The following is a 26245-nucleotide window of genomic DNA, read 5'->3' on the forward strand; positions in this document are numbered from 1 at the left end:
TTAACACCGTCATTGACCTATGGGGACCGCTATTGATCCTCGGAAGCCAACATCCAGACAGAACGTGGCATCCGCGCAACATGGATCAGTAGTGCCGAGATGATTTTCTCCCCGCCTGTCACAAAAGCAGAAGAACCCTGGGAACTATAGTTAATACCGCGTTGCCAAAGCGCTCGAACAGAGCATCAGGTCCGGTTACGTGATTCGGTCTCGGATGGCTGCGGCGATCAAAATACAGAAGCCCCAGATCAGGAAGCACGTGACGCCAACGATCGCGACCCACCGCAATGCTTCCGGATAGGTCGCCTCTTCTGGCGCCTCACCTCGAACGAAAACGCTGAGATAGCGCTGTTGCTTCAGCGCCTCGATGCGCGCGGCCTCCAGCGTCTCGTAGGAGGACTGGTACTGGTTGAGGGCGAACTCGCGCTCAGCCACCAGTTCCTCGTACCGCGAGAGGCGCTCGGTCAGGACCTGGTCGTCGTTCACCACGTCGCCCTGGTCGGCGATGGCGACGCGACGCCGCTCGGCCTCGATCTGCTGCCGCAGCGCGTCGATCTGGTTGCGCACGTAGATGACGCGGGGCGAGTTGTCGCTCATCGTCGAGCGCAGCGCGGTCAGCAGCGATTCGAGCTTGGCGACCTCCGACTCGAGATTGCCGACCACGGACTGGCGGGTCTCGGCGGTCTTCTCCGGGCTGATTTCCTGGGTATCGCCCCGGAAGGCCGCCACCGCCTTGCGGGCGTCCGCATAGCGCGTCTCGGCGAGGTCGACCTCGCGCTGGGCCGCGCGCACGCTGTCCTCGCGGGCCCGGAGCGAGATCTCGTTGACGAGGTCCTCGGACTTCTCGATCACCTTGCGCGTGATCGCCTCCGCGTCGCCGGGCCGGAAGGCGCGCACGGTCAGCGTCAGGATCCCGGTCTCGAGGTCGTATTCGACCGAGGCCATCATGTTCCAGTATTTGACGAGATTCTCGATCGGAATGGTCGGGTCGAGGCGGTAGTACGGGTCGGCCGAGGGGCGGCTGTAGACCTCGAGGAAGTTCGCCTCGGAGATCAGCGACTGCACCATGGCGCGCGACAGGATGTACTCCTGGACGATGAAGCTGTCCGCGATCTCGGTGCCGACCGAGCCGCCGGCGGCCGCGAACAGGCCCGCGCCGTCCATCGCGCCGCTGGAATCGGCCGAGCCGCGCACCGAGAACAGGCTGTTCGTCGCGTACTGCGGGCTCGCCATGAAGACGTAGAAGCCGGCGACGATGATCGCCGGCAGGATGACGCACAGGCCGAAGCTCCACCGCGCGATGTGCGCGAACCGGGACGTCGTCTTGGCAAGCTGGACTCGGGGCGGAAGCGCGAAGACCTGGACCGGCGGCGGCGGAGCGGGGGCCGGCGCCTCCTCGCGCAGATCAGGGAGGGTCTCGGCGTCGTCCTCGGGCTCGACCGGAACAGGGGCGTGACGACGCTCGGCCAGGCGGCGCTGGCGGCGCTCCGTACGTGTCATGCGTGTTCCGCGGCGGTCCCCGTCAGGCAGGGGAACGAGGGTGTTGTTGGTCATAAAGCCCTACATGACATCCACGGCAACGGACTCGTCATCGCTGTCGTCGTCCTTGTCGTCCTGGCCCGCAAACGGGTTCGGGTTCTCCGGCACCGGGAGAACCAAATACATCTCGATCGCCTTCGCCACATCCTCGAACTGGAACAATCGTCCATTATACAAGATATAAGCCAGATCGCAGTTGCCCGGGATCTGGCGGGGATCCGTGACGGTGGCGATGTAATCCCGGGCGGTGACGGCGGCCAGCATCGCTTCGAGCCGCTCGTTCGGCTTCCCGAACATCGCGGCCCGGAGCGGACCGTCGATGATGTGGCAATCGAAATCGGCGATCAGAAAGAGCATCAGCCCGATCCGACGCTTCATGATAGCCGGGAGACTCTTGACGCGTTCGTGCAGCTGGCTCTGCTGGAAATTGCAAATCTCACACGTCGCGCCCATCAGATAGGTCGGATCGACGTGCAACACCCTCGCAACGAACAACAAATTTTGCCGCAATGTCAATTTTTGGTCGAGGAAGCCGCTGTACGACACCGCCCACGAGAGCCGCGAATTGACGACCACCCGGCCGGTGTGGACCGAGCGGCGCTTCAGCATCACGTCGATCATGACGGTCTTGCCCGAGCCCTTGTGGCCGAGCACCGCGATGCGCCGCTGCTTCGGGAACGTCGCCGTCAGGTCCTTGAAGACCGCGTAGCGGCTGGTCTTCGACTTCATGATGACGGTGCACCTGTCGATCGCGACATGGCACTCGTCCGCATCGATGAACGACTGCGCGGCCTGCAGGTCCTCGTCGGAGATGTACGAGATCCGCTCGTCACGTGCCCGTGCGGCCTCGTCGAAAGAGACGACGTTCGTCTCAGCCATGACCTCTCCAACGCATGTGGGTGGGCGCGGCCGACCGCATTTCCACCATACTCGACGGCCAACCGGCCGGGGATGTCCTTTGCGACGGGGCCACGCCAGCGCGGCGGCACCGTCTGTTCGATCCGGCGTCCGCGCCCCGTGGTCAGGGCGCGCCGCCTCGGTCCCTCTGGCGGCATGGCCCGCACCGGCGAGGCGCCGCGATCTCGTGGGAGGCTCGGCCTCCGCCGCCCGTTCCGGGCGCAAAACCCGCCTTCGAAAGGCGCCGCCGCAGCGCAAGACGCCGGCTGGACGATGCCGCCGTCTCTCGCACGACTGGGGCAGCCGCTCCAGCCATCATCCGGCAGAGCGGCCCTGCAATCCTGGGTGGGCGGAGCGACGTCCGCAGCACCACCGCACCGACAAATAGCGATTTTCCGCAGCAGCGCAAAGTCGCTCGCCGCCGGCGCCGTCGATCGTGATCGCCGCAGCGGTGGAAAACCCAGTGCGCGCAGGCCCCTACCGCCCGCCGCGCGGCCGGCGGCAAAAGCGGTGCACGGCGCGGCCGTGTCAGACCGCCCGCCATGGCAACCGCTTCGACGCGCCGGATTCGCCGCCGCGGGCTGTTCGGCCCGATTGGGACTTGACCCCGCCCCCTTCGGCATGACCTTGACCGCATGACCCTCGACCCGACACTGCGCCTCGTCCTCTTCGACTGCGACGGAACCCTCGTCGACAGCGGCTCCGTCATCGTCTCGTCCATGCAGGGCGCCTTCCGCAGCGAGGGCCTGCCGCCGCCGCCGGACGAGGAGGTGCGGGCCATCATCGGCCTCTCGCTGCCGCGCGCGGTCGCCGTCCTCGCCGCCCGCCACCCGGAAGCGCCGGTGGACATCCTCGTCGCCAGCTACAAGACCGCCTACCGCGACCAGGCGCTCGCCACGACCGGCCTCGAGCCGACCTTCCCCGGCACGCTCGAGGCGCTCGCCGCGATCTCCGGCGACTCGACGCTGCTGGGCGTCGTCACCGGCAAGTCGCGCCGCGGCCTCGACCGCGTCCTCGCCGAGCACGGCATCACCGATCGCTTCGCCGTCACCGTCACCGCCGACGACGCCGCGTCCAAGCCCGCGCCTGAGATGGTGCTGAAGGCCCTCGCGGCGACCGGCGCCGAGGCGCGCAACGCCGTCGTCATCGGCGACACGGTGTTCGACATCGAGATGGCGCGGAGCGCCGGCGCCGCGGCCATCGGCGTCGCCTGGGGCTACCACCCCGCGCCGGACCTCACGTCCGCGGGCGCTGCGGTCATCGCCCAGTCGATGGCCGAGCTCCCCGCCCTCGTCGAGGCCGTCCTCGCCGGGACCATGACATGACGGGCCGCGACACCACCCCGCGCCCGCCGGAACCCATCCGCCGCTTCTACAAGGAGGCGACCGTCGCGCCGCACGCCGGCGGCGAGGCGCGGATCCTCCTCGACAACCGCCCGGTCCGCACCCCGGCCAAGGCGCACCTCGCGGCGCCGCCGTCGATCGCGGAGCGCATCGCGGCGGAGTGGAACGCCCAGGGCGACTACATCCTTCCCATCTCGATGCCGATGACGCGCCTCGCCAACACCGCGATCGACGGCGTCACCGCCGCGCTCGACCCGGTGAAGGACGACATCGCCAAGATGGCGCAGAGCGATCTCGTCATGTACCGGGCCGACTTCCCCGCCGGTCTCGTCGCCGAGCAGAAGGCGCACTGGGACCCGGTCGTCGCGTTCGCGGAGGACGCGCTCGGCGTGCGCATCATGCTGGCGGAGGGAATCATGCCGGTCGAGCAGGACCCGCGGCTGAGCGAGGGGGTACGCCGACGCCTTCCCGCCACGCCGCTGCCGCTCGCCGCGTTCCACCAGCTCACGACGCTGACCGGCAGCGCCCTCACCACTCTCGCCTTCACCGAGGCGCTGCTCGACTTCGAGCGCGCGTGGCAGGTGGCGCATGTGGACGAGGACTGGAACATCCGGGAGTGGGGCGAGGACGCCGAGGCCGCCGCGCGCCGCGCCCAGCGCCGCAAGGATGCCGAGGCCGCCGCCTTCGTGCTCCGCCCGGAGGCCGTGCCGGCCGCGTCCTGACGGCCCCGGCCACTTGTCACGCCCTTCAATAAGCGCTTGAAAACAAGCACTGGCGGCCAGCCCGCCACAAATCCAGCAAGCGGCCAAGCCGCCACGACATAGACGGAGGAGCCGCATGAAGGACGTGTTGATCGAGCTCGAACGGCGCCGCGACGAAGCCCGCGCCGGCGGCGGGGCGAAGCGCATCACCGCGCAGCACGAGCGCGGCAAGCTCACCGCCCGCGAACGGCTTGAGGTCCTTCTCGACGAAAACTCCTTCGAAGAGTTCGACATGTTCGTCGAACACCGCTGCACCGACTTCGGCATGGATTCGCAGAAGTACCCCGGCGACGGCGTCGTCACCGGCTGGGGTACCATCAACGGCCGCCAGGTGTTCGTCTTCGCCAAGGACTTCACCGTCTTCGGCGGCTCGCTCTCCTGGACCCATGCCGAGAAGATCATGAAGGTGCAGGACATGGCGGTGCGCAACCGCGCCCCCATCATCGGCCTCTTCGACGCCGGCGGCGCGCGCATCCAGGAAGGCGTCGCGGCGCTCGGCGGCTACGGCGAGGTGTTCCAGCGCAACGTGCTCGCCTCGGGCGTCATCCCGCAGATCTCGGTCATCATGGGCCCCTGCGCGGGCGGCGACGTCTACTCCCCGGCGATGACGGACTTCATCTTCATGGTCCGCGGCACGTCCTACATGTTCGTGACCGGCCCCGAGGTGGTGAAGACCGTCACCAACGAGACGGTGACGGCCGAGGAGCTCGGCGGCGCCGACGTCCACACCACGCGCTCGTCCGTCGCCGACGGCGCCTACGACGACGACATCGCCTGTCTCATCGACGTGCGCCGCCTCGTCGACATTCTGCCCGCCTCCAACGTCGCGACGGCGCCGGTCCTTCCGACCGAGGACCCCTGGGACCGCATCGAGATGAGCCTCGACACGCTCATCCCCGACAGCCCCACCGCCCCCTACGACATGAAGGAGCTGCTGGAGAAGGTCGCCGACGAGGGCAGCCTTTTCGAGATCCAGGCCGCCTTCGCGAAGAACATCATCACGAGCTTCGGCCGCATCGAGGGCAAGACGGTCGGCTTCGTCGCCAACCAGCCGCTGACGCTGGCGGGCGTTCTCGACTCGGACGCCTCGCGCAAGGCCGCCCGCTTCGTGCGCTTCTGCGACGCCTTCAACATTCCGATCGTCACCTTCGTCGACGTCCCCGGCTTCCTTCCGGGCACTGCGCAGGAGTACGGCGGCCTCATCAAGCACGGCGCCAAGCTCCTCTTCGCCTACGCCGAGGCGACGGTGCCGAAGGTCACGCTCATCACCCGCAAGGCCTACGGCGGCGCCTACGACGTCATGGCGTCCAAGCACCTGCGAGGTGACATCAACTACGCCTGGCCGACCGCCGAGATCGCCGTGATGGGGCCGAAGGGCGCCGCGGAGATCCTCTACCGCGCCGACCGCGACAATCCCGAGGCGCTCGCCAAGCGCATCAAGGAGTACGAGGACCGCTTCGCCAACCCGTTCGTCGCCGCCGAACGCGGCTTCATCGACGAGGTGATCCTGCCGCACTCCACGCGGCGCCGCATCGCCCGCGCGCTGCGCCTCCTGCAGGAGAAGCGGCTGGAGAACCCCTGGCGCAAGCACGACACGATCCCCCTTTGAGGCCGGATCACCCGGCCGCACGGGCCCGGATCGGCGCGAGATGATCGGGCGCGAACGATGAGCGACACCGTGACGATCCTGCCGTCCGACGCCGTGGGCGGGGACCCGCAGGCGGCGGGCGCGCTGCGCGGCGCCGCAGCGCTGGTCGCGGGCGGCAGCGGCCGGCTCGGCCGGCTCGTCGCGCTCGGCCTCGCGCGCGAGGGCGCCGCCGTCGCCGTCGGCTACCGCACCGGCGACAAGCGGGCGGCCGCCGTGGTCGACGCGGTCACCGGAGCCGGCGGCCGCGCCATCGCCGTCCCACTCGACCAGACGGACGAGGCCTACGTCAGCACCGCCGTGGAGACCACGGCGCACTTCCTCGGCGGCGTCGACATCCTGGTGAACGCGGCCGGCATCGCGCATGGTCGCAAGCCGGTCGCCGCCGGCGACCTCGACGCGCTGACCCCGCTCCTGTGGGACCAGCTGATGACGGTGAACCTGCGCGGCCCCTATCTCCTCGCCCGCGCCGCCGCGCCGTACCTTCGCGCCTCGCGGTGGGGCCGGATCGTCAACGTCGGCGCGCACATCGGCCCGGATGCCGCCGGCTCGGCCGCGGCCTGCGCGACGAGCATCGCGAGCGTCGCCTCGCTCACCCGCTTCCTCGCCGCCGCGCTGGCGCCGGACGTCGCCGTCCACTGCGTCGCACCGGCGCTAAAGACCGTGCCGGACCCGGCCGATGCGGCCGGCGGCAGCACGCGCCCGGGCACTGCGCCCCAAACTCCGAGCGGTCTCGACGAGGTCGCGCGCCGGGTTCTGGCCCACTGCCTCGGCGAAGATCGGGCGGGCGAGACGTCCGTGTTCGGTGCCGTCACCCGCTGACCGGTCAGCCTACCAGCGCACGGGGCTCCCGACGGCGGCGTCCCCGGCGTCGACCGCCTCGATCGCCGCCAGCACCTCCGGAAGGTCGCCCGGCACGTTCAGCATCACGGTCCCCGGCGGCACGATGTCCGGACGCCCGAGCGACCCGCGCGGGGTCAGGCGGACGGTGACACGCCCCGGGGCAAACTGCTGAAGCCGCTCCATGATCGCCGGAACGTCGAAATAGCCGGTGATCGACTGGCCGATCACCTCCCGAACGCCCGCCTCGTCCGTCACCGGCTCCTCGCGGGAGGCCGAGATGAACGGAATTTTCGGCGCGGACACCGGATGCGTGGCGAAACAGGCCTCGAACGCCTCCCGCGCCGGCTGGATGGCGTCGGTGTGCCAGGGAGCCTCCGACGGCTGCGGGATCCAGCGCCAGCCCATCTCGCGCGCGAGCCAGGCCGCTTCGGAGAGGGCGGGCTCGAACCCGGAGACGAGGAAGACGTCCGGCGCCAGAATGCCGGCGAGCTGGATCGCTCCGAGGTCCGACACCTCGTCGCAGAGGTCGCGCGCGCCGTCCGCCCCGGAGCCGATCAGGAGACCGGTGCCGCCGCGCGGCAGCTTCGCCGCCAGCTCGCCCTGGACCCGCCCGCGCTCGCAGGCGAGGCGCATCATCGTCTCGAAGTCCAGCGCCCCGGTGGCGTAGGCGACCATCATCTCCCCGAGGCTGAGGCCCCCGACGGCCGCAGGCTCCGGCAGCCCGTGGCGCCGCGCATAGTCGAGCGCGATCGCGGCGGCGAGCGGGTGCCCGACGGTCTGCACCTCGACGCGGCTGTGCACACGGGGATCGCGATGGGTGGTGAGCGCGATCAGGTCGCGCCCGACGATCTCGGTCGCCCACTCGTACTGCTCGCGCGCTTCACGGTCGGCGCTGGCGAAGCGGAGCGCCATGTCCCAGGCCGGCCGCCCACGCCCGGTGAAGAACAACGTGTACCTTGCAGACGTGGTTTGCGCGTCGGTCATTCCCACCTGCCAAGTCGTTGTCTTGTCCGCGGTCGAATCACTGTGCCCCGCAGGACGCATAAGTTTTACCCCATGCCGGTGCAAAAAACACGTCCGGCCGGTGACGGCGGCCCCGCCGCCGGCCGCCGTGCCCGGCCCTCGCGCAGTCCTATAGGGCGCTCAGGACGAGGAAGGCGAGCGGCACCAGGAGCGCCGTGAGCGCACCGTTGAGTGCCATCCCGATCCCGGCGAAGGCGCCGGCGATGGGGTCCACCTGGAAGGCGCGCGCGGTGCCGATCCCGTGCGCCGCCACCCCGGCCGCGAAGCCGCGCGCCCGCATGTCCTTCATGCCGAGGAGGTTCATCAGCGGCGTCACGGCGACGGCGCCGATGATGCCGGTCAGGATCACAAGCACCGCCGTCAGCGCGGGAATGCCGCCCAGCGCGTCGGCGATGCCCATCGCGATCGGCGTCGTCACCGACTTCGGCGCCAGCGAGGCGAGGACGTCCGCCGGCAGCCCCAGCGCCCAGCCGACGGTCAGCGCGCACACCACGGCGGTGACCGAGCCCGCCAGCAGCGCCGCCGCGATCGGCTTGGCGGACCGGCGCACTAGCGCCCGGTTCTGCACCAGCGGCACCGCCAGCGCGACGGTGGCCGGGCCGAGCATGAAGTGCACGAACTGCGCGCCCTCGAAATAGGTGGGAAACGGCGTGCCGGTCGCCTGCAGCAGGCCGATCACCAGGAGCGCCGACACCACCACCGGGTTGGCGAGCGGGTGTCGCCCCACCGACGCGGCGAGGCGGTCCGCTAGGGCGTAGGCGATGACAGTCACCGTCAGCCAGGTGAGCGGCTCCTCGGAGAGGTAGACCCAGAGGAGGGAGACATCCTCGGTCATTCGCCGGCCATCCAGCGGAAGGTGAGCGCCGCCGCCGTCAGCGCCATCACGGTCGAGACGACGAGCGCGGCGACGAGCGCGAAGCCGTACTCCATGAAGAGCTCGCGGTGCTCGATCACCCCCACCGCCGCCGGTACGAAGAGCAGCGACAGGTTGGAGAGGATGGCGCGTGCGGTGCCGTCCATGGTCTGGCTGACGCGGCCGCGAACGAGGAGCCCGACGCCGAGCAGCGCCGCGCCGACCACCGGTCCGGGCACCGGCAGTCCGACCAGACGCACGAAAATCTCGCCCAGGAGCTGACACCCGAGCAGCAGGGCGATGGCATTGATCATAGGGGCCTCGTTTGATTTGGGTTTCTGCCCAGTATGCGGCTACAACCCATCCAACACGATCGGCTGAAGGGACGGAAATGTTCGAGAAGATCCTGGTGGCGAACCGCGGCGAGATCGCCTGCCGTGTGATGCGCACCTGCAAGCGCCTGGGCATCGGCACCGTAGCGGTCTATTCGGACGCCGACCGCCACGCGCCTCATGTCGAGATGGCCGACGAGGCCGTCCGTATCGGCCCGCCCCCCGCCGCCGAATCCTACCTCGTCATCGACGCGATCCTGGACGCCTGCGCCAAGACCGGGGCGAGCGCGGTGCATCCGGGCTACGGCTTCCTGTCGGAGCGCGCCGCCTTCCCCGAGGCACTCGCCAAGGCCGGCATCGTCTTCGTCGGCCCGAACCCCGCCGCCATCGAGGCGATGGGCGACAAGATCGAATCCAAGATCCGCGCCGACGCCGCCGGCGTCTCGACCGTCCCCGGCGGCAAGGGCGAGGTGGCGAACGCCGATGAGGCCGTAGCCATCGCCGAGGAGATCGGCTACCCGGTCATGATCAAGGCCTCCGCCGGCGGCGGCGGCAAGGGCATGCGCATCGCCCACTCCAAGTCCGAGGTCGCCGACGGCTTCGACCGCGCCCGCTCCGAGGCGAAGTCCTCGTTCGGCGACGAGCGCGTGTTCGTCGAGAAGTTCATCGTCGACCCGCGCCACATCGAGATCCAGGTGCTGGGCGACAAGCACGGCAACGCGATCCACATCCTGGAGCGCGAGTGCTCGATCCAGCGGCGCAACCAGAAGGTCATCGAGGAGGCGCCCTCGCCCCTCCTCTCCCCCGAGATCCGGGCGAAGATGGGCGCCCAGGCCGTCGCACTCGCCAAGGCGGTCGGCTACGATTCGGCCGGCACGGTGGAGTTCGTCGCCGACCAGAACGCGAACTTCTACTTCCTGGAGATGAACACCCGTCTCCAGGTGGAGCACCCGGTGACCGAGCTCATCACCGGGCTCGACCTCGTCGAGGAGATGATCCGCGTCGCCGCCGGCGAGCCGCTGCGCTACGCCCAGGACGACATCAAGCCGAACGGCTGGGCCGTCGAGGCGCGGCTCTACGCGGAGGATCCGGACCGCAAGTTCCTCCCCTCGATCGGCCGCATCCGCCGCCTGTCGATGCCGAAGGACTCGGCCGGCGAGACCACCGTGCGCGTCGACACCGGCGTGGTCGAGGGCTCGGAGATCTCGCGCTTCTACGACCCGATGATCGCCAAGATCGTCACCCACGGCCCGACCCGCGAGGCGGCGATCGACACGATGTCCGTCGCCCTCGACGAGGTGGCGATCGACGGCATCCGGCACAACGGCACGTTCCTGGCGGCGCTGATGGCGCACCCGCGCTGGCGCGAGGGGAACCTCTCCACCGGCTTCATCGCCGAGGAGTTCCCGGACGCGCCGACGCTCCCGGCGAACGGCGAGATCCACCGCCTGATGGCCACCGTCGCCTTCGCCGAGGAGGCGCGCGAGGCGCTGCGCCGGTCGACCTTCGGCTCGCACCCGACGCCGGTCCCGGGCGCCCTCTCCGCGCTCTTCGACGACGACACGCGCATCGAGGGTGCGGTGAAGCCGAGCCCCGACGGCGTGGACGTCACGATCGACGGCAAGACGCACAGGGTCGTGCGCGAGCGCTGCGGCCTGGGCGTATGGCGCGGCACGGTGGACGGCGAGCTCGTCTCGATGGGTCTCGACGAGACGCCGCACGACTTCGGCCTCACCTACCGCGGCCGGCGCCTGAGGGCGAAGGTCCGCCGCCCGCGCGTCGCCGACCTGCAGGCCTACATGCCGGAGATCTCGGCCGCGGACACGGCCAAGAAGGTGCTTTGCCCGATGCCGGGGCTCGTCGTGTCGCTCAACGTGGCGCAGGGCGACCAGGTGGAGGACGGCCAGCCGCTCGCCGTGATCGAGGCGATGAAGATGGAGAACGTCATCCGCGCCGAGCGTTCGGGCAAGGTGAAGGCGGTCCATGTCGCGGAAGGTGCGAGCCTTGCCGTCGACGCGGTGATCCTCGAGTTCGAGTGATGGCGACGCGCTTCCTCATCGCCGGCCGGGTGCAGGGCGTCGGTTACCGCGCCTGGCTGCAGGAGGAGGCGAAGCGCCGTGGCCTTCGCGGCACGGTGCGCAATCTCGCCGACGGCCGGGTGGAGGCCGTCGTCATCGGCAGCTACGAGGAGACCGACGCGCTCCTCAGCGCCTGCCGCCAGGGGCCGCCGATGGCGACGGTGACGGGCATCGGCCTCGACCCGGTGGCCGACCCGGGCGTCGAGGACTTCGTCGTCCTGCCCACCGGCTGACAGGAACGGCGCAGCGTCCGGGCGCCGGGTGGCCGCGCCGCTAGATGTCGCCGACGCCGCCCTGCAGGATGCGGCCCCCCGGCAGGAGCGCGGCAGGAACGCGGCCCGCTCCCCGCCGCGGTGCTGGCCGAAACGAGCGTGCCGCCACCCGCCCGGAACGGCGCACCCACCCGGCCGGATCGCGGCGCTCGCCAGATGGGAGACAACGCATGCGGATTCTGGAAACCGCGCTCTACGCGGAGAACCTCGAAGAGACGGCAGCCTTCTACGAGACCGTGCTGGGGCTCGAGAGGTTCGCCGAGGTGGAGGGCCGGCATGTCTTCTTCCGGCTCGACGGCAGCGTCCTGCTGCTCTTCAAGCCGTCGGCGACGGCGGTGCCGCCCGCGCCTGACGCGCTCCCGGTCCCGGCGCACGGGACGGCGGGGCCCGGCCATGCCTGCTTCGCGGCGCCCGGGGGCGACCTCGACCGCTGGCACCAGCGCCTGATTGCCGCCGGGGTCGCGGTGGAGAGCGCGTTCACGTGGCCTCAGGGAGGCCGCTCGGTCTATTTTCGCGACCCGGCCGGCAACTCGATCGAGTTTGCCGAGCCGCGGATCTGGGGCCTCTCCTGACGCTGCTCGGGCGAGGCCGTTCCGGGTCGAGCGAGCCCGCTCGCAGGAGCGGGATCAGACCAGGAGGCGCATCGGCTGCTCGATGTAGCCGGCGAAGGACTGCAGCACTTCCGCGCCGAGGGCGCCGTCGACCGCGCGGTGGTCGACCGAGAGCGTGACGGTCATCACGGTGGCGATGGCGAGGGCCCCGTCCTTCACCACCGGCCGCTGCTCGCCCGCGCCGACGGCGAGGATCGAGCCGTGCGGCGGGTTGATGACGGCGGCGAAGTCCTTGATCCCGAACATGCCGAGGTTGGAGACGGCGGTCGAGCCGCCCTGGTACTCGGACGGCTGGAGCTTCTTGTCCCGCGCGCGCTTGGCGAGGTCCTTCATCTCGTTGGAGATGACCGACAGGGTCTTCGTGTCGGCCTTCCTCACCACCGGGGTGATGAGGCCGTCCGGGATCGCCACGGCGACGCCGACGTCGACGCCGGTGTGGATCAGGCGGGACGCGGAGGTGAAGGTGGCATTCGCCATCGGCACGTCGCGGAGCGCGAGCGCCATCGCCTTGATGACGAAGTCGTTGACCGAGAGCTTGTAGGCGGGCTTGCCGTCGCCGTCCTTCGGCGCGGCCCCATTGAGGTCGCCACGCAGCTTCAGGAGGGCGTCGAGCTCGACGTCGCGCGTCAGGTAGAAGTGCGGGACGGTCTGCTTGGACTCGGTCAGGCGGCGGGCGATCGTCTTGCGCATGCCGTCGTGCGGGATCTCCTTGTAGGTCCCGGCCTCGAACATCGCCTTGATCTGGTCGTCGGTCATGCCGACGGGAGCGCCGGTGGGCGACGGGGCCTTCGCGGCGGGCGCCTCGGCCGGCTTGGCGGCGGGGGCCGCGGCGGGAGCCTTGCCGGCGGCGGCGGTGCCGGAGGTCTTCGCCTTCTCGACGTCGGCCTTGACGATGCGGCCGTGCGGGCCCGTGCCGGCGACGGCGGAGAGGTCGATGCCCCCCTCCCTGGCGAGCCGGCGGGCGAGCGGAGAGGCGAAGACGCGGTCGCCGTCATGGGAGACCGGCCCGGCGCCGTTGGACGCGGGCGCGGGGCTCGCTTCGGCCTTGGCCGGCGCGGGCGCCTCGCTCTTCGGCTCCTCGGCCTTGGTCTCGCTGCTCTTCGCCTCGCTCTTGGCGGGGCCGGACGGGACGGACCCGAGGTCCGCCGCGGACTCGCCCTCGCCGAGCAGGATCGCGATGGTGTCGTTCACGGGAACGTCGGCGGTCCCTTCGGCGACGACGATCTTGCCGACGGTTCCTTCATCGACGGCCTCCACTTCCATGGTGGCCTTGTCGGTTTCGATTTCTGCGATGATGTCGCCGGCGGAGACGGTGTCGCCTTCCTTGACGAGCCATTTCGCGAGCGTTCCCGCCTCCATCGTAGGCGACAAAGCCGGCATCAAGATCGGGGTAGGCATGGCGCGTCCTCAAAGTTGTCGCTTGAACGCGCCGGAACGCCTCCCCGCGCGTCGGCTGGACTGTTGGACAAGCGGCGCGTGAATGCAAGGCGCCGAAACACCGCAAATGCCTAGTGACGCGCCAAGGTTTCAGTGTATGGCCCGGACAACGACCGCGAGGCCCCGATGCGCATCCTCTTCCTGCACAATAATTTTCCTGGTCAGTACCGCCGGATCGCCAACCACCTGAAGTCGATCGATGGCGTCGAGATGCTGGCCGGAACTCTGGCAAGCAACCAGCAAGATATCGGGATCAAGAAGATCCCCTACGAGCTGCACCGGGACGTGGCCAAGGGCATCCACCCGACGCTCGTCACCGCGGAACGCGCCGTTTTGACCGGGCAGGCCGCCTTCAAGGCCCTCTATCCCCTGAAGAACCAGGGTTGGGAGCCGGACCTCGTGTGCGCGCACTCCGGCTGGGGACCGTCGCTCCTCATCAAGGAGCTGTGGCCGAAGACGAAGATGCTGAGCCTCTACGAGTGGTACTACAACGCCCGGGGCAGCGACGCGGACTTCCTGGAGCCGATCAACCACGACGCCGCGGCCCGCGCCCACTTCAAGAATATCCCCATCCTGCTCGACATCGCGTCGATGGACTGGGGCAGCTCGCCGACGCGCTGGCAGCACAGCCAGTTCCCGAAGCACCTGACGCACAACATGTCGATCCTGCACGAGGGGGTCGACTGCGACTACTTCCGGCCCGGTCCCGATTCGGTGACGGTCGGCGAGCGCACGTTCACCGCCGAGGACGAGGTGATCACCTACGTGGCACGGGGGATGGAGCCCTACCGCGGTTTTCCACAGTTCATGGAAGCCGTGGCGAAGCTGCAGCAACGCCGGCCAAACCTCCACGTTCTGATCGCCGGCAACGACCGGACCGCGTACGGCAAGACCCGCAAGGACGGAAAGACGCACCGCGAGCACGCGCTGGAGACGCTCGACCTCGATCTGGACCGGATCCACTTCCTGGGCCTGGTGCCGCTGAAAACCTTGCGTTCCATGTTTAGAATCACGAAAGCGCACGTCTATTTGACGGTTCCGTTCGTGCTGTCGTGGTCATTGCTGGAAGCCATGGCGTCCGGCGCGCCGATCGTCGGGTCGGACACTCAGCCGTTGCATGAAGTTGTGGATGATAAACGCAACGGTCTTCTGACGCCGTTCTTCGATTCGAACCGCCTCGCCGACGTGTTGGAACGCGTCTTGCGTCAGGACGTGGACCGGGCAAGCCTCACGAAAGCTGCTCGACGCACGATCACGGAACGCTATGCGCTTCCCGTGATCCTCCCGAAGCAATGGGGGCTGATGCAGGCAGTGGCGAAGGGTGAACGGCCCAAAGTGTGACGTAGAAGACTTTAAGGGGGGCTGCCGCCGACGAATATCCGTCGGTGGAAGCGCAACATCCAAAGGGATGATGGGCGACGGGCCAGACCGGTCGCACCTTATCCTCGTCGAATGCGCAACTCGTAAACTGAAGATGTAACGGACTAATGACAGCAAACATGCCGTAGGCGGCCAGTCTCCGGAAGGGCGGTCGCCAGCGACAGAAGGAGAATCCTGATGCGCAAATTCGCTCTCTTCGCCCCCCTCGCCGCCCTTGCTTTCGTCGGCGCGGCTGAAAGCGCGGATGCCAAGACCGTCTGCAAGGAACGCGCGGAGATGATCCAGATCCTCTCGCGCAAGTTCAACGAACACCAGCGTTCGTTCGGCCTTCAGAACGACCGTCGCGTGCTCGAACTCTATGCGTCCGCGGACGGCACCTGGACCGCGATCCTGTCCATGCCGAACGGCAAGTCCTGCGTCGTCGCCGCCGGCGAGGCCTGGACCATCCTTCCCCCGATGCCGTCGGGCGAGCCGGCCTGACCCGACCGGCCATCCGGCCCGATGAACGGGCCGGTTTACTGCCCTTGACTTGCACCGTTGCATAGCTGCGGCGAAGGTCCTACGGCTCCTTGTCAATAAACGCGAGGAGGACGCCGTGAGCGTTGAGGGCAAAATCATCTTGGTGACGGGCGCAAGCCAGGGCATTGGCAAGGCCTGCGCGCTCACTCTGGCCAGGCACGGCGCGAAGGTCGTCGCCGCGGCCCGCAGCGAAGACAAGCTGAAGGCCGTCGCCGCCGAGGCCGAAGGCACCATCCTTCCGGTCGCCTGCGACGCGACCGACGAAGCGTCCGTCAACGCCATGTTCGAGCGGATCAAATCGGAATTCGGCCGGCTCGACGTGCTGTTCAACAACGCCGGCGCCAACGTTCCCGGCGCCAACTTCGGCGACGTGACGTACGCCGACTGGCGCAAGGTCGTCGGCGTCAACCTCGACGGTTGCTTCCTGGTGGCGAACGGCGCCTACCGGATGATGCGCGACCAGTCGCCGATGGGCGGGCGGATCATCAACAACGGCTCGATCTCGGCCTATGCGCCGCGTCCGGGCTCGGTGGCCTACACCGCCTCGAAGCACGGCATCAGCGGCCTCACCAAGACGATCAGCCTCGACGGCCGCAAGTACGACATCGCCTGCAGCCAGATCGACATCGGCAACGCGCAGACCGACATGGCCTCGCGCATGGCCCAGGGCGTGCCCCAGGCGAACGGCGAGATCGCGGCCGAGCCGCTCATGGACGTCCAGGTCGTCGCCGACACGATCGTCTACATGGCGGGGCTGGACCTGTCCGCGAACGCGCAGTTCCTCACCATCATGGCGACGAAGATGCCGTTCGTCGGCCGCGGCTGACGGGCGCGCATACCGCGCCCGGCCTGACCCGGAGCGGGCGCCTCGCGGCGCCCTCCCCTTACGCGATGCTTTCGATCACGCCCTGATCGGTGACCACGCAGGACGCCTGGCCGCCACCCACGCTCAGCAAGACCGTGTAGCGGCCCGGCGCCGTCTGCGACGAGGAGATCGGCAGCACCTCGCCGGACGCGCCTAGGCGCGTCTGCGCCTCGGAGGCGCACATCAGCTGCAGGTCGGCCGGCGCCGTCACCACGGTCTGACGCACCGACCCCGAGGAGGCCGCCGGCGTCGATCCCGTCGACGATGACTGGCAGGCGCACAGACCGAGCGCACAGCCCGCAATCACCAATCCAAGCTTGACCATTGGCAAGTTCCCTTAAACGCCGCGATAGAGGGCGGCACCCTGCATCAACACGATGACCTTCGCGCCGACCTCGACACGGCTGTAGAGGTCGATGACGTCCTCGTTGTTCATGCGGATGCAGCCTGACGAGATGTCGAGGCCGATCGACCACGGCTCGGTGGTGCCGTGGATGCGGTAGATCGTGTCCCGCCCGCCCTCGTAGAGGTAGAGCGCCCGCGCGCCGAGCGGGTTTTCCGGGCCGCCCGGCATGCCGTTGGCGTACTTCGCCGCCTTCGGGTCGCGCGCCACCATCTCCGGCGGGGGCGTCCACACCGGCCACTCCTGCATCCGGCCGACGTTCACGATGCCGGCCCAGCCGAAGCCCTCGCGCCCGACGCCGATGCCGTAGCGGATCGCCTTGAAGTCACCGAGCACGAGGTAGAGGAAGTGCCGGTTGCCGTCGATGACGATCGTCCCCGGCTTCTCGGCCGTGCGGAAGGTCACGACCTGGCGGCGGAAGTCACTCGGCACCTGGCCGTGCTGGCGGTAGTACTGGATCGCCTTGGAGGGATCGTACGACACCCACTTCCTGCTGGTCGGATCGAAAACCTCCGTCGCGTGCGCGGCCCCCAGCGCGACCAACAGGCCCGCAGCCGCCACGCCGATTCGGGCGAATTTCGATCTCATTGCGTCCACTCCGCGATCTTGTCTGCGTTCGTCTCGACCCACTCTTTCGCGACGGTGGCCGGGTCGCGGCCGTCCACGTCGATCGCGTAGCTCATCGCCTCGGCGTCGGCGTCGGTCAGCGCCATCTTGTTGAGGAAGGCGACGATCTTCGGCTGGTACTCGGCAAAGTCGGTCGCGTAGCCGATGTGGTAGTACGCCGTCTCCCACGCCGACGAGGCCTGCGAGTTCGTCAGCCACGCGGGGTCCTCCTCGGGAGAGAGGACGTGCCAGGTGGACGGGTCGTGCGCCGGCTCGTCGAGCGTCACGATGTCGTGCAGCGCGTGCACGTGGTGCGGCGAGTAGCAGTAGAAGACGATCGGCGTGTCGAGGGCCTCCGCGGCGTCCACCGCCGCCATCGCCATGTCCTCCGGCATCGTGAGGAGCATCATCGTCTGGTCGTAGCCGTAGCTCCGGGCACGCAGGCGCTCGATGCGCGTCGCCGACCACTCGAAGTCGCCGATCCACATCTCGCCCTTGCCGTCGCCGTCGGTGTCGAAGTTCGCGGCCATCTCCGGGTTGGCGAGGTCGGCGACGCTGGAGATCCCCGTCTGCTCGACCGTGCCGCGGGTGGTGCAGATGTTCTGCGTCGCCGCGACCCGGGCCGGCGCCAGGGTCAGCGTCTTCAGCTCGTCGGTATACTTCTTGACGTCGACCGACGAGTTCGGGAGCCAGATCTCCGGGTGAATGTCGACTTCACCGCGGTCGATGGCGTCGAACAGCTGCACCGTCCCGATCGGCCGCAGCTTCACCGCCACGTCGTACTTCGCGGCCAGAACGTCGCCGATGATGTTCGCGGTGACCTGCGCCGTGGGCCAGTCCGGTACGCCTATCACCACGGTCGTTTGGGCCGCGGCAGGGGCCGTCCAGGCCAAAACCCCCGCCAAAGCTAACACCCGCCGCATGGTCGCCTCCCCGTCAGCAGGCGCATGAGCACCTGGTTTTTAAAACTCAGACGACCATGCATGCCGATTCACAAGGCGCAAACCATAGCGGGAACTGACTGAGAATGTGTGACCAAACTTCAACAGACGGTATGCCGCAGTTTACCGCCGGACCGCACTGCCCTTATTAGGAACAAATTGTGAACTTGAAGGATTGGGCATGCCGTCCGCGACAGGTCGAAGCCGCAGCCTCAGGGAAAAGCTCGCGATTCTCGCGGATGCGGCGAAATACGACGCCTCCTGCGCGTCGTCCGGCACGACGAAGCGCAACGCCAGGGCGTCCGGCGGCATCGGGTCGACGGAAGGGTCGGGGATCTGCCATGCCTACGCCCCGGACGGGCGGTGCATCTCCCTCCTGAAGCTGCTGCTCACCAACGCCTGCATTTACGACTGCGCCTACTGCATCAACCGCGTCTCGAGCCGGATCGAGCGCGAGGCGTTCACGCCCGAGGAGGTCGTCGACCTCACCCTCGCCTTCTACCGCCGCAACTACATCGAGGGGCTCTTCCTCTCGTCCGGCATCATCCGCTCCGCCGACCATACGATGGAGCAGCTCGTGCGCGTGGCGAAGACGCTCCGCGTCACCCACGGCTTCCAGGGCTACATCCACCTCAAGACGATCCCGGACGCCTCGGCGGAGCTGATCGACGAGGCGGGACGCTGGGCGGACCGCCTCTCCATCAACATCGAGCTCCCCACCGAGCGCGGCCTCAGGTCCTTCGCGCCGGAGAAGAGCGGGCGGGTCATCAAATCGTCGATGGCCGCCCTGCGAACCGGGATCGACGCCTCCCGCGAGACGCCGCGGCGGGGTGGCCGGCACCGCCCGCCGCGCTTCGCGCCCGCCGGCCAGTCGACGCAGATGATCGTCGGCGCGGACGGGGCGAGCGACCTCACGATCCTCACCACCAGCCGGACCCTCTACACCTCCTACGACCTGCGCCGGGTGTACTACAGCGCCTTCTCGCCGATCCCCGACGCCTCCTCCGCGCTGCCGCCGTCGCCGCCGCCGCTGGTGCGCGAGCACCGGCTCTACCAGGCCGACTGGCTGACGCGCTTCTACGGCTTCGAGCTCGCCGACCTCGAGCGGGCCACCGACGGCGGGATGCTCGACCTCGAGATCGACCCCAAGCTCGCCTGGGCGCTCGCCCACCGCGACCGCTTCCCCGTCGACCTCAACCGCGCCCCAAGGGAGATGCTGCTGCGCGTGCCCGGTCTCGGAGTGAAGGCCGTGGACGCGATCCTGCGTACCCGCCGCCACCGCCGCATGCGCTTCGAGGACCTCACCCGCCTCACGCCCACCGCGCGCAAGGCGAAGCCGTTCATCGCGCTGGAGGGGTGGCAGCCGGCCCGCCTCCTCGACGCGGCGGATCTTCGCGCCCGCTTCGTCAGGCCCGCCGCGCAGCTCGACCTCTTCGCGGCGGCCCCCGCCCCGGTCTCTGGCCCGGACTCTGCCCCGGTCTCTGCAACGGTCTCTGCCGCGGCCGCTGCCGCGACGCCATGACCGCCGCACGCGCCGCCGCGTCCGGTCGCTGGCACGTCGCGCTGAACCACCCCGCCGACTTCGCGACCTTCCGCGTCGCCGCCCGCACCCTCACCGCGCATGGGATCTCCTCGCGCGATGTCGACTGGTCGGTCGGCGCGCCGGACGGCGGGCTCTTCGGCGCGCCCCGTTCGGTGGACGAGTTGCCGCCCCCGCCGGCCGAGCGCATCCCCCGCGCTCCCCGCGCCTTCGTCGACCTTGCCGAGCGGCTCGTCTGCCACCGGGACATCGAGCGCTTCCACCTCGCCCACCGCCTGCTGGAGCGGTTCGCCGGGGAGCCACGCCTCCTCGAGATTGCCAGCGACCCGGACGTCGCGGCGGCGCGGACGATGGCCAAGAACGTCGACCGCTGCGCGCACAAGATGAAGGCCTTCGTCCGCTTTCGCGAGACCACGGACGCCGACGGCACGCCGCGCTACGTCGCGTGGTTCGAGCCGGAGCATCATACGCTTGACCGCACCGCCCCCTTCTTCGTGCGCCGCTTCCCGGGGATGCGCTGGTCGATCCTCACCCCCACCCGCTCCGCCCACTGGGACGGCGAGACGCTGACCCTCGCCGAGGGCGCCTCGCGCGAGGTGGCGCCGGACGGGGACGTCAACGAGGAGCTCTGGCGCACCTACTTCGGCGCGATCTTCAACCCGGCACGGCTGAAGGTGAACGCGATGCGCTCTGAGATGCCGAAGCGCTACTGGAAAAACATGCCCGAGGGCGACATGATCGCGCCCCTCATCCGCTCGGCGACCGAGCGGACGGACGGCATGGTCGCCGCGCCGACGCGTGCCCCGGTCCGCTCCACCCGCCTCGCCCGCGAGCAGGAGCGCGAGGAGGCCGAGATCGCGGCGCTGACGGACAACATCACCTCGCTGGCGGACCTGAGGCGGGCCGCCTCCCGCTGCCAGCTCTGCCCCCTCCACGCGCCGGCGACGCAGACCGTCCACGGCGAGGGCGATCCGAACGCGCCGCTCATGTTCGTCGGCGAGCAGCCCGGCGACCAGGAGGACCTCGCCGGCCTGCCCTTCGTCGGCCCCGCCGGCCAGCTCTTCGACCGGGCGCTCGAGGCCGCCGGGATCGACCGATCGCGTGTCTTCGTCACCAACGCGGTGAAGCATTTCAAATTCGAGCCGCGCGGGAAGCGGCGGATCCACAAGACGCCCGGCGCCTCGGAGGTCTATGCCTGCAAGGTGTGGCTGGACGCGGAGCGGGCGCTCGTCAGGCCGGCGCTGACCGTCGCTCTCGGGGCGACGGCGGCGCGGGCGCTGTCAGGCGGACCGGTCCGGATCGGCGACGTCCGGGGGAAGCTGATGAACTGGGCCGATGGTGCTCGCGGATTTGTGACCGTCCATCCGTCGTATCTCCTGCGACTCACGGACCCGGATGCGAAACAGGCGAAGCTTGAAGAATTCATAGCTGACCTGTCACGAGTGCGTGAACTGACCCCCCTATGAGGGTTGCGATCCGGGGCCCATCGCCGCTCAGTCAGGCTGAGTTCATTAAGCCTATGCAACGGTCGCGGGTGTCACTCGTTGTCGAGGATGTCTAAGCGCCGTATCTAGTAGTTGCGTTTGGTGAAAACCGAATTTTGGGGACCTTCCATGCGCCTACTGATAGCGGCCATAATTGCAGTACTTTTCGTCGGTGAAGCGGCGGCACAATCCTGCAACTCCCTTCGCAAGCAGTTGGCCGCCGCTGAGAGCGGAAGTGGCAACGTGTCGCGCCTTCAGGCGCAGCACAAAGCCTACCGATGCGATCTGCCGAGCCGCTTCGGACGCCATCAGGCGTGCGCCGGGATCGATGCGCGGCTTCGCGACGCGCGCAGCGGCGGGAACAGTCGGCAGATCGCGTCGCTGCAGCGCCGGGTGAACGACGCCTGCTCGACGCGCGTCGTCCAGCAGCGCGAACGCGCCCCGCAGCAGAGCACGATGATGATCGGCGGCCGCGTCGTCACGGGCGTCCACACCGAGGGTCGCCGGCGCGGCGGCGGCTTCTTCTCCAACCTCTTCGGCGGCGACCGCAACCAGGACGTGGAGTACGTTCGCGGCGAGCCCGCCAGGGGCGTCGAGCGGCTGGACCTCGGCGAGGCCCGGCCTGCGCGCAACCGCGCGGCGTCGTCTGACGGGACCGACGCCTACACCACCCTCGCCACCACGTCGGGCGGCCGCAGCAAGGGCAACCTCCGCGTCGGCAACTCACGCACGGTATGCGTGCGGCTGTGTGACGGGTTCTATTTCCCGATCAACAACAACTCCCACTCGGACAATTACTACGACGAGCTCGCCATGTGCGTCGGCCGCTGCCCCGGCGCCGACGTCTCGCTCTACGCGCACAGCAACGGCTCCCCGGTGGAGAGCATGCGCTCGACGATGACGGGCGAGCGCTACGTCAACCTTCCGACCGCGTTCTCCTACCGCAAGCAGATCGTCCCCGGCTGCGGCTGCCAGCCGATGTCCACCGGCGCGCCCGACGACGCGACCGTCGACCAGGTCGTCGCGTCCATGAAGAGCGAGGCCGTGGTGACCGCGTCCGCCGCGACGGCAACGGCGACCGACGCCACGCAGAGCGCCGACTGGACCCCCTATCAGGCGATCTACGACGAGACCGGCAAGCCCCTGCCCCCGCTGAAGACCGACCGCAACTCCGAGCCGCCTGAGCGGCTGATGGGCCTCAGCCTGCCCGAGTACACCCCGCGCAAGCGTTCCGGCTCGGCGACGAGCGTGGCGATGGACGGGTCGGACGACTTCCGCGACGTGGGCCCGCAGTTCTACTCCGAGAACGGCCCGGTGACGCCGATCGTCGCCACCAGGACGCGCGCGACGGGTTTCATGACGACGGCGGTGACGGTGATCCCGCTCGGCACCACCACCCCGCGCAACGGCACGCCGGCTGCGGTCTCCCCGGCGGCCATCTCGGGCGGTACCGTCGCCGAGACACCGGCCCTGGAAGAAGCCGTCGATGCGCCGGCGGAGCTGGAATCCGCCGCGGTCGACACAGCGAGCGCGGTCGCCGTGTCCGCGGTCCCGGCGGCCGCGACGCAGGCCGCACCGCTCCATGCGGTGCCCCGCCCGAACCACTTCCGCGTCCGCACCGGCGGCTGACGCGCGGCCCGGCTCACCGGCCGTCGCCGCGACGGCCGGACCTCGCCGTCTCGCGTTCCAACGCACCGCATCCACGCGATTTTGCACAGTGGCCAGGGAAGCCTGACCGCCCGGCTAGCAGGACCGGCATGGAGCGCGCTTGACGTGCGTGAACGGACGGTGCCGCCCGGAACGACCTTCAGCCAGCCCGGGCGAGCGCGGCCTCGAGCCGGCGTGCGGTGGCGTCGCGGCCGAGGAGCAGGAAGAACGGGCCGAGCTCGGGCCCCTTCTCCTCGCCGGTCAACGCGAGGCGCAGCGGCATGAAGAGAGCCTTGCCCTTCGCGCCCGTCGCCGCCTTCACCGCACTGGTCCAGCCCTTGAACGTCCCCTCGTCCCACGGCTCGGCCGGGAGCGCCTGGAGCGCGGCCTCGAGCACCGGACGGTCGGCGCTGCCCGGCTGCACCGCCGCCGGCCCGTCGCGCAGGATCGCGATCCACGGACCGATGTCCCGCCGCCGGCCGAGGTTTCCGCGCAGCGCCGCCCAGACCGCGGGGTCCGTCACGCCGTAGGTCTCGGCGAGCCACGGAGCGACGGCCTCGAACGGCATCTCGTGCAGCAGCGCGGCGTTGAGGCGCTCCACGTCGGCGGGGTCGAACGTCGCCGGCCCGCGCGAGATCGAGGCGAGGTCCGCCCGGGCGCACAGCGCCGCGAGGTCGGCCACCGGCTCCACCGGGTGCGACGTTCCGGTCAGCACCGCGAGCGAGGCGACCGCCATCGGCTCCACCTCCTCCGCCCGCAGCCGGGTCAGAGACAGCGGATTGTCCCGCTTCGACAGCGGCTCGCCGTCGGCGCGGGTCAGCAGATTGTGGTGGCCGAAGTCCGGCGCCGCGGCGCCCAGCGCCTCGAAGATCGCGATCTGTACGCCTGTGTTGGTGATGTGGTCCTCGCCGCGCACGACGAGGGTGACGCCCATGTCGATATCGTCGACCACGGAGGTCAGGGTGTAGAGGTAGGTCCCGTCCTCGCGAACAAGGACCGGGTCGGAGATCGAGTCGAGGTTGACCATCTGCTCGCCGCGGCAGCGGTCGTCCCAGGTCCGCGCCCCGTCCGGCAGCCGGAAGCGCCAGTGCGGACGGCGCCCCTCCGCCTCGTATGCCGCCTTCTCGCCGGGCGTCAGCGCGAGGCCGGCGCGGTCGTAGACGGGCGGGCGGCCACGGGCGCGCTGCAGCGCGCGCTTGCGCTCCAGCTCCTCCGGCGTCTCGTAGCAGGCGTAGAGCGCCCCCGCCGCGCGCAGCCGGTCGGCGGCGGCGTCGTAGAAGGCCAGCCGCTCGGACTGCCGCTCCAGCCGCGACGGCTCGATACCGAGCCATGCGAGGTCCGCCTCGATCGCCGCGGCGTACTCCGCCCGGGACCGCTCCACGTCCGTGTCGTCGAAGCGCAGGATGAAGCTGCCGCCGGTCTGCACGGCGACGGCGTAGTTGTAGAGCGCCGTTCGGGCGTTACCGATGTGGATCTCGCCGGTCGGCGACGGTGCAAAGCGGACGGTTTCAGGCATCACGATATCGGTTGGTGATCGGGTAGCGTCGGTCTCCGGCCGGCCGGGGTGCCAGCCGCAGACGGGGTGTCGAGCGGCGCCGCATGACCTCGCCGTCGGCCACCCTCTCGGCCACCCATCGCACGGATCTAGCCTCGTAGCCGTCCTTAACCAGCTCGTCCACGCTGGCGTCGCCGTCGAGGAGCTCGGTCAGGATCCGGTCGAGCAGGTCGTCGTTCGCCGGCGCTCCCTCGAGGCCGCACGGCGCCTCGATCAGCGCCGCGGCGACCACCGGTCCCTCCGGCCCCTGCGCGCCGTCCGGGCGGGTGGCGTTGCGCCACCGGGCGAGCGCCTTCACCTCGCTGCGGCAGAGCTCGGCCATCGGGTTCACGCCGCGGCCGACCGGCCCGGCGCCCAGCGCGACGGTCGACGAGCTGGCCGAGCGCACGATGAGCCCGCCCGTGCCGACCGCCTCCAGCACCGCGTCCGCCATGCCCCGGCGCAGCACCGCGCCGTCCGCGGCGCCGAAGTCGCCGGAGGGTAGCGCCAGCCGGCGGCACGCGAGGCCGAAGGGCGCGGCGACGCCGGTCTCGTCGAAGGCGACCGCCTCGACCCGGTCGGCGCCCACCGCGTCGACTGAGATGGCGGCGGCGACGGCGGACTCCACGTCGTCCTCCAGCGCCAAGACGATCCGGTCCGCGCGCTTGAGGCGCACCAGGTCGCGCAGGCCCAGCACCGACGCCGACCAGATCGCGGCCTCCCCGTCAGGCAACGCGATCCGCTCGCCCGGTTCCAGCGTCCACCCGTCGTACGACCGGCGGAAGACGAGCCGCGCCGAGGTGGAGGTGAAGGCCGGGAGCTGATGCGTCAGCCGGCGGTCCGCCCCCAGCGCAAACGACGCACCGTCGAAGACGTATTCGTCGCGCCCGCCGACCGCGTTCACCACCACCAGCGGCAATTCGCTCTCGACCACCCGGGCGACGGCGATGTTGAGCCGCCGGTCCGCCTCGTAGGGCGTGTAGGGCGAGGCGACCGGCGCGATGAGGATCTCCGCCCCCGTCTCGGCGAGGCACTCCACCACGTCCGCGCCGAGGAGGTCCTCGCCGATGGGAAGGCCGATGCGCACCCCGGCGATGTCCACCGGCCCCGGCATGTCCGCCGAGGCGAAGGCGCGCGACTCGTCGAACGGCCCCGCGTCGACCTCAACCTTGTGGCGCACCTTGTCGACGCGGCCGTTCTGCAGGATGGCGCAGGCGTTGGTGAGGCGCCCCTCCTCCAGCCAGGGGGTGCCGATGGCGACGGCCGGGCCGTCGGCGAGCGCCGCCGCCAGTGCCTCCACCTCGGTCATCGCCTGCTCGGCGAAACCGTGGCGCCGGGCGAGGTCCCAAAGCGGGGCGCCGGAGAGGAACAGCTCGGGAAAGACCACCAGATCGGCCCTGGCGCTTCGGCAGGCCGCTTCGGCCATGGCGCAGTTGCCGGGAAGGTCGCCCAGCACGGGATCGAGCTGCTGGATCGAGACGGTAAAGGTGTCGCGCATCAGGTCCTGTCAGGTCATCGGCATCGCGGGCCGGTGCCGCGCTCCTTAGCCTGATCTCCCTGCCGGACGAAAGGCGGCGGCGCGCCGCGACCACCGGCATGCCCCCTGGCCGCGCCTGCGACGACACCTCGCGGACCGACCGGCGCCGCGCGAGGGGACCGGCGAGACGGCGACGGTCCGCAGGGCACGCGCGG

At 69.7% G+C, this 26245-nt stretch carries 24 protein-coding genes and 1 pseudogene; 13 read left to right on the forward strand and 12 right to left on the reverse strand.

The annotated features are described in order from the left end of the window. Window positions 1-195: 195 nt before the first annotated feature. Both DLJ53_RS30550 and DLJ53_RS30555 read right to left on the reverse strand, forming a co-directional pair. Window positions 196-1500, reverse strand: coding sequence for a KpsE/RkpR family capsule polysaccharide export protein (locus DLJ53_RS30550; protein WP_146620146.1), 1305 nt, complete (start codon window positions 1498-1500; stop codon window positions 196-198). Window positions 1501-1560: 60 nt separating this feature from the next. Next, window positions 1561-2418, reverse strand: coding sequence for an ATP-binding cassette domain-containing protein (locus DLJ53_RS30555; protein WP_111352116.1), 858 nt, complete (start codon window positions 2416-2418; stop codon window positions 1561-1563). A 653-nt stretch (window positions 2419-3071) separates the two neighbouring features. Between DLJ53_RS30555 and DLJ53_RS30560 the strand changes: the two genes are divergently transcribed. The 4 genes from DLJ53_RS30560 (at window position 3072) to DLJ53_RS30575 (ending at window position 7007) form a co-directional block, all read left to right on the forward strand. Continuing rightward, window positions 3072-3761: an HAD family hydrolase gene (locus DLJ53_RS30560; protein ID WP_211100709.1), complete on the forward strand. Its 690-nt coding sequence runs from the start codon at window positions 3072-3074 to the stop codon at window positions 3759-3761. Further along, the gene (locus tag DLJ53_RS30565) at window positions 3758-4501 is read left to right on the forward strand and encodes an ATP12 family chaperone protein (RefSeq protein WP_111352117.1); all 744 of its coding nucleotides are present in this window, start codon (window positions 3758-3760) and stop codon (window positions 4499-4501) included. Before DLJ53_RS30560 ends, DLJ53_RS30565 begins: the two co-directional genes overlap by 4 nt. 115 nt (window positions 4502-4616) lie before the next feature. After that, window positions 4617-6149, forward strand: a complete 1533-nt coding sequence (locus DLJ53_RS30570) for an acyl-CoA carboxylase subunit beta (protein WP_111352118.1) — start codon at window positions 4617-4619, stop codon at window positions 6147-6149. A gap of 57 nt (window positions 6150-6206) precedes the next feature. Beyond that, window positions 6207-7007: an SDR family NAD(P)-dependent oxidoreductase gene (locus tag DLJ53_RS30575; protein WP_111352119.1), complete on the forward strand. Its 801-nt coding sequence runs from the start codon at window positions 6207-6209 to the stop codon at window positions 7005-7007. Window positions 7008-7016: 9 nt separating this feature from the next. Here DLJ53_RS30575 and DLJ53_RS30580 read toward each other — a convergent pair whose 3' ends face one another. The 3 genes from DLJ53_RS30580 to DLJ53_RS30590 all read right to left on the reverse strand — a co-directional run bounded on the left by DLJ53_RS30580 (window position 7017) and on the right by DLJ53_RS30590 (window position 9218). Then, on the reverse strand, window positions 7017-8012 hold the full coding sequence (locus DLJ53_RS30580; RefSeq protein WP_146620147.1) for an ACP S-malonyltransferase: 996 nt from the start codon (window positions 8010-8012) through the stop codon (window positions 7017-7019). Between the two features lie 148 nt (window positions 8013-8160). Then, complete coding sequence (locus tag DLJ53_RS30585; RefSeq protein WP_111352121.1) at window positions 8161-8886, reverse strand: LrgB family protein; 726 nt, start codon at window positions 8884-8886, stop codon at window positions 8161-8163. Next, on the reverse strand, window positions 8883-9218 hold the full coding sequence (locus DLJ53_RS30590; protein WP_111352122.1) for a CidA/LrgA family protein: 336 nt from the start codon (window positions 9216-9218) through the stop codon (window positions 8883-8885). Before DLJ53_RS30590 ends, DLJ53_RS30585 begins: the two co-directional genes overlap by 4 nt. 77 nt (window positions 9219-9295) lie before the next feature. On the opposite strand from DLJ53_RS30590, the gene DLJ53_RS30595 reads away from it, so the two are divergent. From DLJ53_RS30595 to DLJ53_RS30605, 3 genes are all read left to right on the forward strand, one after another. After that, complete coding sequence (locus DLJ53_RS30595) at window positions 9296-11275, forward strand: acetyl-CoA carboxylase biotin carboxylase subunit (protein WP_111352123.1); 1980 nt, start codon at window positions 9296-9298, stop codon at window positions 11273-11275. Beyond that, window positions 11275-11547: an acylphosphatase gene (locus DLJ53_RS30600; RefSeq protein WP_111352124.1), complete on the forward strand. Its 273-nt coding sequence runs from the start codon at window positions 11275-11277 to the stop codon at window positions 11545-11547. Before DLJ53_RS30595 ends, DLJ53_RS30600 begins: the two co-directional genes overlap by 1 nt. Window positions 11548-11756: 209 nt before the next feature. Then, on the forward strand, window positions 11757-12158 hold the full coding sequence (locus DLJ53_RS30605) for a VOC family protein (RefSeq protein ID WP_111352125.1): 402 nt from the start codon (window positions 11757-11759) through the stop codon (window positions 12156-12158). 54 nt (window positions 12159-12212) lie between these two features. Here the strand turns inward: DLJ53_RS30605 and DLJ53_RS30610 are convergent, their stop codons facing one another. After that, complete coding sequence (locus tag DLJ53_RS30610) at window positions 12213-13595, reverse strand: pyruvate dehydrogenase complex dihydrolipoamide acetyltransferase (RefSeq protein ID WP_111352126.1); 1383 nt, start codon at window positions 13593-13595, stop codon at window positions 12213-12215. Between the two features lie 165 nt (window positions 13596-13760). Here DLJ53_RS30610 and DLJ53_RS30615 point away from each other — a divergent pair, with 165 nt between their 5' ends. The 3 genes from DLJ53_RS30615 to DLJ53_RS30625 all read left to right on the forward strand — a co-directional run bounded on the left by DLJ53_RS30615 (window position 13761) and on the right by DLJ53_RS30625 (window position 16359). Next, window positions 13761-14975 carry a glycosyltransferase gene (locus DLJ53_RS30615; protein ID WP_111352201.1) on the forward strand — a complete coding sequence of 405 codons (1215 nt, stop codon included), beginning with the start codon at window positions 13761-13763 and terminating at the stop codon, window positions 14973-14975. Between the two features lie 216 nt (window positions 14976-15191). Then, complete coding sequence (locus tag DLJ53_RS30620; protein WP_111352127.1) at window positions 15192-15494, forward strand: hypothetical protein; 303 nt, start codon at window positions 15192-15194, stop codon at window positions 15492-15494. Between the two features lie 115 nt (window positions 15495-15609). Then, window positions 15610-16359 carry an SDR family oxidoreductase gene (locus DLJ53_RS30625; RefSeq protein ID WP_111352128.1) on the forward strand — a complete coding sequence of 250 codons (750 nt, stop codon included), beginning with the start codon at window positions 15610-15612 and terminating at the stop codon, window positions 16357-16359. Between the two features lie 58 nt (window positions 16360-16417). On the opposite strand, the gene DLJ53_RS30630 is transcribed toward DLJ53_RS30625, so the two are convergent. Genes DLJ53_RS30630 through DLJ53_RS30640 form a run of 3 tightly spaced genes read right to left on the reverse strand, consistent with a single transcriptional unit; the run spans window position 16418 to window position 18261 of the window. Continuing rightward, the gene (locus tag DLJ53_RS30630) at window positions 16418-16723 is read right to left on the reverse strand and encodes a hypothetical protein (RefSeq protein ID WP_146620148.1); all 306 of its coding nucleotides are present in this window, start codon (window positions 16721-16723) and stop codon (window positions 16418-16420) included. 12 nt (window positions 16724-16735) lie between these two features. Then, complete coding sequence (locus DLJ53_RS30635) at window positions 16736-17389, reverse strand: L,D-transpeptidase (RefSeq protein WP_111352130.1); 654 nt, start codon at window positions 17387-17389, stop codon at window positions 16736-16738. After that, window positions 17386-18261, reverse strand: coding sequence for an ABC transporter substrate-binding protein (locus DLJ53_RS30640; protein ID WP_202913444.1), 876 nt, complete (start codon window positions 18259-18261; stop codon window positions 17386-17388). Before DLJ53_RS30640 ends, DLJ53_RS30635 begins: the two co-directional genes overlap by 4 nt. A 268-nt stretch (window positions 18262-18529) precedes the next feature. Between DLJ53_RS30640 and DLJ53_RS30645 the strand changes: the two are divergent. Next, window positions 18530-19780, forward strand: a pseudogene (locus DLJ53_RS30645) (putative DNA modification/repair radical SAM protein); the annotation flags it as partial. An 86-nt stretch (window positions 19781-19866) separates the two neighbouring features. Then, on the forward strand, window positions 19867-21354 hold the full coding sequence (locus DLJ53_RS30650; protein WP_111352133.1) for a UdgX family uracil-DNA binding protein: 1488 nt from the start codon (window positions 19867-19869) through the stop codon (window positions 21352-21354). A 153-nt stretch (window positions 21355-21507) separates the two neighbouring features. On the opposite strand, the gene DLJ53_RS35370 is transcribed toward DLJ53_RS30650, so the two are convergent. Continuing rightward, complete coding sequence (locus DLJ53_RS35370) at window positions 21508-21864, reverse strand: hypothetical protein (RefSeq protein ID WP_162409714.1); 357 nt, start codon at window positions 21862-21864, stop codon at window positions 21508-21510. Here DLJ53_RS35370 and DLJ53_RS30655 point away from each other — a divergent pair. Further along, window positions 21829-23001, forward strand: a complete 1173-nt coding sequence (locus tag DLJ53_RS30655) for a DUF2865 domain-containing protein (protein ID WP_162409716.1) — start codon at window positions 21829-21831, stop codon at window positions 22999-23001. The genes DLJ53_RS35370 and DLJ53_RS30655 overlap by 36 nt on opposite strands. Before the next feature lie 178 nt (window positions 23002-23179). On the opposite strand, the gene DLJ53_RS30660 is transcribed toward DLJ53_RS30655, so the two are convergent. Beyond that, a complete protein-coding gene (locus DLJ53_RS30660) occupies window positions 23180-24535 on the reverse strand; it encodes a glutamate--tRNA ligase (RefSeq protein ID WP_111352135.1) in 1356 nt (451 codons plus the stop codon). Further along, complete coding sequence (locus tag DLJ53_RS30665; protein ID WP_111352136.1) at window positions 24528-26051, reverse strand: nitrilase-related carbon-nitrogen hydrolase; 1524 nt, start codon at window positions 26049-26051, stop codon at window positions 24528-24530. The genes DLJ53_RS30660 and DLJ53_RS30665 overlap by 8 nt, the downstream gene beginning before the upstream one ends. Between the last annotated feature and the right edge of the window lie 194 nt (window positions 26052-26245).

Source organism: Acuticoccus sediminis (genome assembly GCF_003258595.1).
Classification (GTDB): domain Bacteria; phylum Pseudomonadota; class Alphaproteobacteria; order Rhizobiales; family Amorphaceae; genus Acuticoccus; species Acuticoccus sediminis.

Coding starts and splice junctions, on each gene's coding strand:
- DLJ53_RS30595 (WP_111352123.1), top strand. CDS start 9,296: ATGTTCGAGAAGATCCTGGTGGCGAACCGCGGCGAGATCGCCTGCCGT.
- DLJ53_RS30620 (WP_111352127.1), top strand. CDS start 15,192: ATGCGCAAATTCGCTCTCTTCGCCCCCCTCGCCGCCCTTGCTTTCGTC.
- DLJ53_RS30555 (WP_111352116.1), bottom strand. CDS start 2,418: ATGGCTGAGACGAACGTCGTCTCTTTCGACGAGGCCGCACGGGCACGT.
- DLJ53_RS30635 (WP_111352130.1), bottom strand. CDS start 17,389: ATGAGATCGAAATTCGCCCGAATCGGCGTGGCGGCTGCGGGCCTGTTG.
- DLJ53_RS30570 (WP_111352118.1), top strand. CDS start 4,617: ATGAAGGACGTGTTGATCGAGCTCGAACGGCGCCGCGACGAAGCCCGC.
- DLJ53_RS30615 (WP_111352201.1), top strand. CDS start 13,761: ATGCGCATCCTCTTCCTGCACAATAATTTTCCTGGTCAGTACCGCCGG.
- DLJ53_RS30655 (WP_162409716.1), top strand. CDS start 21,829: ATGATGATCGGCGGCCGCGTCGTCACGGGCGTCCACACCGAGGGTCGC.
- DLJ53_RS30575 (WP_111352119.1), top strand. CDS start 6,207: ATGAGCGACACCGTGACGATCCTGCCGTCCGACGCCGTGGGCGGGGAC.
- DLJ53_RS30600 (WP_111352124.1), top strand. CDS start 11,275: ATGGCGACGCGCTTCCTCATCGCCGGCCGGGTGCAGGGCGTCGGTTAC.
- DLJ53_RS30630 (WP_146620148.1), bottom strand. CDS start 16,723: ATGGTCAAGCTTGGATTGGTGATTGCGGGCTGTGCGCTCGGTCTGTGC.
- DLJ53_RS30610 (WP_111352126.1), bottom strand. CDS start 13,595: ATGCCTACCCCGATCTTGATGCCGGCTTTGTCGCCTACGATGGAGGCG.
- DLJ53_RS30580 (WP_146620147.1), bottom strand. CDS start 8,012: ATGACCGACGCGCAAACCACGTCTGCAAGGTACACGTTGTTCTTCACC.
- DLJ53_RS30590 (WP_111352122.1), bottom strand. CDS start 9,218: ATGATCAATGCCATCGCCCTGCTGCTCGGGTGTCAGCTCCTGGGCGAG.
- DLJ53_RS30665 (WP_111352136.1), bottom strand. CDS start 26,051: ATGCGCGACACCTTTACCGTCTCGATCCAGCAGCTCGATCCCGTGCTG.
- DLJ53_RS30605 (WP_111352125.1), top strand. CDS start 11,757: ATGCGGATTCTGGAAACCGCGCTCTACGCGGAGAACCTCGAAGAGACG.
- DLJ53_RS30565 (WP_111352117.1), top strand. CDS start 3,758: ATGACGGGCCGCGACACCACCCCGCGCCCGCCGGAACCCATCCGCCGC.
- DLJ53_RS30660 (WP_111352135.1), bottom strand. CDS start 24,535: ATGCCTGAAACCGTCCGCTTTGCACCGTCGCCGACCGGCGAGATCCAC.
- DLJ53_RS30550 (WP_146620146.1), bottom strand. CDS start 1,500: ATGACACGTACGGAGCGCCGCCAGCGCCGCCTGGCCGAGCGTCGTCAC.
- DLJ53_RS30650 (WP_111352133.1), top strand. CDS start 19,867: ATGACCGCCGCACGCGCCGCCGCGTCCGGTCGCTGGCACGTCGCGCTG.
- DLJ53_RS30560 (WP_211100709.1), top strand. CDS start 3,072: ATGACCCTCGACCCGACACTGCGCCTCGTCCTCTTCGACTGCGACGGA.
- DLJ53_RS30585 (WP_111352121.1), bottom strand. CDS start 8,886: ATGACCGAGGATGTCTCCCTCCTCTGGGTCTACCTCTCCGAGGAGCCG.